Consider the following 1,970-nt stretch of genomic DNA (forward strand, 5'->3'; position numbering starts at 1 on the left):
TTTGAGAGTAATCGTAAAACCTGCTTATTCTCAAGAAATGCAAGTCTTGAGTTGGCACTGATGATAATGGAACGGACGGTATCTCCTGCACCTCTCATACATTTGTTGTACTGCTTTACTGCCGGATGATTAGCTCCAAGCGGAGAACTTTCCTCTAAAAACTTCATACGCACATCCAGCTTTGATGCTTTTCCCTGTTCTGTAACCTCTGCTTCTCCAAGAAGTTTAAGTACTGTCTCAAAGTTTCTCTTTGCCGGCTGTACCTCCAGCCACACATAATAAAAGATAGCCTGTAAGAACAATCCTTCCGCCTTTTCCCAGAACGGATCACTTGGTGTCGCTCCCTTTGGTGTCGTATTGCTGATAAGGTTTGTAATCAGCTTGACCACATCTGTTTCCTCTCTGATATAGGAAAATGGATTGTAACAGTCTGATTTATCCATCTCTAACAGATTTATGACTTTCACATTATATCCGTTATTCTTTAGCATCTGACCGCAGCTTCTAAGGATTTCTCCCTTTGGATCGGTACAGATAAAGGAACAGTTATGCGGCATCTGCATAAGATTCGGCTTTACTTCATAAAATGTTTTTCCTGCTCCGGAACCACCACAGATAAGTATATTTCCATTGAGCTTGAGTCTCCTAAAATCCAGCGACATCTTCACATTTTGGCTGAGTATCCGGTTGAAATTCTCATCCTTATCTGCAAGTATCTTGTTGACCTGCTTCGGATTTTCAAATCTTGCCGTACCAAATTCCTTACCGGGCATATAGTTTCTCTGACTGGTATAATACATGACAATAGCCATCGCATAGATACCTAATGCAATGGCTACTGCTTTTACTGTATTGGAATTGTAATAGTTGGCAAAGGGAACAGCACATACCTCATTGAATCTGTCCATAAATTCATTAAAGGCAATCCCTTCCGTCCACGCACCATTTATCAGATAACCAAGATACCCGGCTAACACTGCACCCACAAGAATGAATATCAGTGAAGGCTTTTTCTTTGTTGTCTGCATGGGCTGCTACCTCGCTTTCTTCGTGGTAACAGTTTTCTTCTGTGCTGTCTTTTTCTGCTGCTTCTGTACTTTCTCGTAACGCTCCCTGACAGATGACTCCACCTTGTCATAGTGAGTATAAAGCTCGGTTCCTTTCTGAGTTGTCACCACACGATTCTGCTCATCGTAGAGCTTATAATCCTTGGTTGAATCAAGGAAGGTAAGCATTGTCTTTCCACCATGAATCTCCATGATGTTTTCCTTACGGAGCCATACATATTTTGCCTCTTCTCCCCATGTGCCGGGAACTCTGGTCTTAACAGCATGGTCATTCTCTTCTATAATCAGCTTCTTGCTGATAGTCACATCTGACAGGTTCGCATTCTTTGATGCCGCAACCGCCCTCATTCTCTCAGCAAGGTCCTGATAGCCTCTGACACGGTTGATAAATGCATCCTTGTCCATCATGACTGTATGGGTGCCATCCTCATTCTTACTGCCAAGCACACCGATTGTCTCAAGCTGTCTGATAACACTTTCAGCCTGCTCACCATTGATACTGAAATTCTCCTTGACCTGATCCACACTGATAGCTTTCTTTTCCATTGCAAACATTCCGACCTTTTCGATCAGTCCGTCAATGGCAGAATTTACCTTATCCCCTTCTATCGTGTGGCTTTTCTCGTTTCCCTGCTGTTTCTTCAAAAAATCCATCAGCTTGCCAAGGGATTTTTCATCTCCATTCTTCAGATAATCGTCAAATGTGGCAATCTTGCCAAACTTGAGTTTCTGTATCATCATATTCACACGTGGAACTGCCTCTGTATGAAAGATTACCTCACTCAGTCCGTCTTTCCTGTTGCAGTCCGGAAGTACTGAATAGAGTATTCCATACTTCTTTGCCATCTTTTCAACCTTTTTCATATCTTCGGTATTAAACTGTAACACCTGTAAATCGCCACC

Annotated in this window: 2 protein-coding genes; both read right to left on the reverse strand. The window is 42.5% G+C overall.

The genetic code is table 11. The annotated features are described in order from the left end of the window. The coding region (locus WMO38_RS14950; RefSeq protein ID WP_349163208.1) for a type IV secretory system conjugative DNA transfer family protein at window positions 1-1,028 on the reverse strand (1,028 nt) is incomplete at its 3' end. A 6-nt stretch (window positions 1,029-1,034) separates the two neighbouring features. Then, a partial coding sequence (locus WMO38_RS14955) for a DUF3801 domain-containing protein (RefSeq protein WP_349163209.1) occupies window positions 1,035-1,970 on the reverse strand: 936 nt, incomplete at its 5' end.

The organism is Lachnospira hominis (ex Hitch et al. 2025) (assembly GCF_040096395.1).
Classification (GTDB): domain Bacteria; phylum Bacillota; class Clostridia; order Lachnospirales; family Lachnospiraceae; genus Lachnospira; species Lachnospira hominis.